This window comes from Mesotoga sp. HF07.pep.5.2.highcov (assembly GCF_003666285.1).
GTDB lineage: Bacteria > Thermotogota > Thermotogae > Petrotogales > Kosmotogaceae > Mesotoga > Mesotoga prima.
The window spans coordinates 1-2,276 of sequence record NZ_JFHJ01000031.1 but is presented as its reverse complement, the minus strand read 5'-3'; the positions used below and the strand labels follow the sequence as shown (position 1 = coordinate 2,276).

The following is a 2,276-nucleotide window of genomic DNA, read 5'->3' as shown; positions in this document are numbered from 1 at the left end:
TCCAGGTTAGACAGCAGCTTCTCTGCGTACTCTGTGATTTTGAAGAACCACTGACTCATCTCACGCTTCTCAACTTCGCTGTTGCACCTTTCACAACGACCATCGATAACCTGTTCATCAGCAAGCACCGTTTTGCACGATGGACACCAGTTCACATTTGAAGAACGCTTTTCTGCGAGTCCATTCTTGAATAACTGTATGAATATCCACTGCGTCCACTTGTAGTACTCTGGAGAAGAGGTTATCACTTCGCTGTTCCAATCGAAGATATTCCCGATCTTTTTCAGCTGCTCTTCTCTGAAATACTCTATGCTCTTCGGGGTGAGTTCTGCGGGATGTCTACCAACTTTCAAAGCGTAGTTCTCGCTATGAATTCCAAAGGCATCGAAGCCGATCGGTTCAAATACATCATAGCCCTTCAGTTTCATGAACCTTCCATATACATCCGAACCTATGAAGGAAAACATATTTCCTATGTGAAGTCCGGCTGCGGAGGGATAGGGAAACATCATGAGGTTGTAGAAGGGTCGTTCGGCCTTCTCAAGGTCTATATTGAATGGTTTCTCCTTAGCGTAATATTCCTGCCATTTCTTTTCGATCGCCCTGAAATCGTACATGTGCTACCTCCCCGAATCAATGTAAAGCTTTAGAAAAGCAACTTAGATGGATTATAACATGGGAGTGTTACTGAATTTGGGATGAAGAACCCGGTTGAAAGTGAAGTAAATCTCTTCATTGAAAAGCATGTTGCCGAGTCCTTTATCGAAGTTTTTCAGAGATTTTCCGACGGTGTCAGGTAGGATCTAGACAAAGCAGAAATCATGTTTTCAAGCCATGAAAGCAGAATTGTTCACAAATGGGGTTTTCAGAATTGGCGCCTGTGAATGTATAATTGTTTGAACTCGAAATCTTTGAAAAGGGGGTAAGAAAATGAAGAAAACGTTGTTGATTACTCTTCTGCTGGGATTCATGCTATTTGTCTCCGGCTGCTTTAAGATCAACAATCCACCGGTAATATCGTTGACAGGCTCCGTTTCGGAAGGGCAGGAAATTGCTCCGATGACGCTTGTCACTTTCGAGTGGGAAGTAACTGACTTTGATGACACGGAAGTAACTTCTCAGTTCAAGCTCTACAAGGATGGGGCTGAAGTTCTGTCTGTGGTAGACACCGGCGAAGCGGTGTACGCTCTAGACGAAGAAGGAAAGTACATCGCAGAGGTTGTAGCAACCGATTCGATGGGTGCTCAATCGAAGGAGACGATTTCTTTCAAAGCCACGAATCTCAAGAGAGAACTCTTCCAGTCTGGAGCCGGATTGATGTACTTTGACTACAGCGACTACTTCCAGTATATCGAAGATGAGGCTTTCGGCATTAGATTTTACAAGACTGCTTCAGAGGAAATTGTCCCTGCCGAAGAGGTAACGGTAAGGAAGCGCCTGAACCTGCTAGACACCAATGATGATGGCAAGTATGACACATGGGAAGAAATACCGAATGACAGGCCCGATCTCCAGACATATGTGTATCTTCCTGGTTACTTGATAGATAAGAGCACCATATGGGTGCCTTACGGATTCGAGTATGGTGAAGAATCAATAACAGCTTACTATTTGGGCGTAGAGGGGCCCTATAGCGGCTACGTTCAGTTCTACCCGTTTGCTGAAGTTGGATTTGATCTCAACACAGTCTATGCTCGCTGGATAGAAGCCCACGTTTTCGGATACACGCTTAACGACTACGGAGAAGCTTACAAGGCTTTTGCCTTACGAGAGAGGTATGACTCCGATGAAAAACCTGTGATCAGCCTTTCAACTCCTGACAGCGATATAGGACCCGGCGATTCATTTACAGTTGGCATCTTGACAGAGAATGTTGCGAGTTTTGCCGATCTGTATGATGTCAGATATATTCAACTCTCTCTGTGGAACAGCGAAGGTTTGGTTCTCGAAAGCGTCGAATTCGGAAACTTCATGACAGGTCTGAAGGATGTTGGAACATTCAAGAGCAGTGATGAGGCTGTCACCCTTTACAAAGCCTTCCTAAACGGTACAGATGAAGCTGAAGCAACCGATGATGTTTTCGCGACTCTCACTTTCTCGGTTCCTGAAGATTTCGAAGGTGAAGACATTGCCGTGGGACTGGCGTACGAAGGTTACTGGGATACGTACGGCACTTATCCTGACTTACCAAATCCCGCTTTCAGAGATGTAGACAATGGTTCGGTTGACGGTTTCATTGTTGATCACGAACCGATTGTCTTCTTGGAGTAAAGGGG

Annotated in this window: 2 protein-coding genes; one reads left to right on the top strand and one right to left on the bottom strand. The window is 45.1% G+C overall.

Going from position 1 to position 2,276, the window contains the following annotated elements; genetic code table 11:
- A partial coding sequence (locus tag BG32_RS00630; RefSeq protein ID WP_147434767.1) for a class I tRNA ligase family protein occupies positions 1–617 on the bottom strand: 617 nt, incomplete at its 3' end.
- Positions 618–930: 313 nt separating this feature from the next.
- Here BG32_RS00630 and BG32_RS00625 point away from each other — a divergent pair.
- A complete protein-coding gene (locus tag BG32_RS00625; RefSeq protein WP_006488077.1) occupies positions 931–2,271 on the top strand; it encodes a hypothetical protein in 1,341 nt (446 codons plus the stop codon).
- Positions 2,272–2,276: the final 5 nt, after the last annotated feature.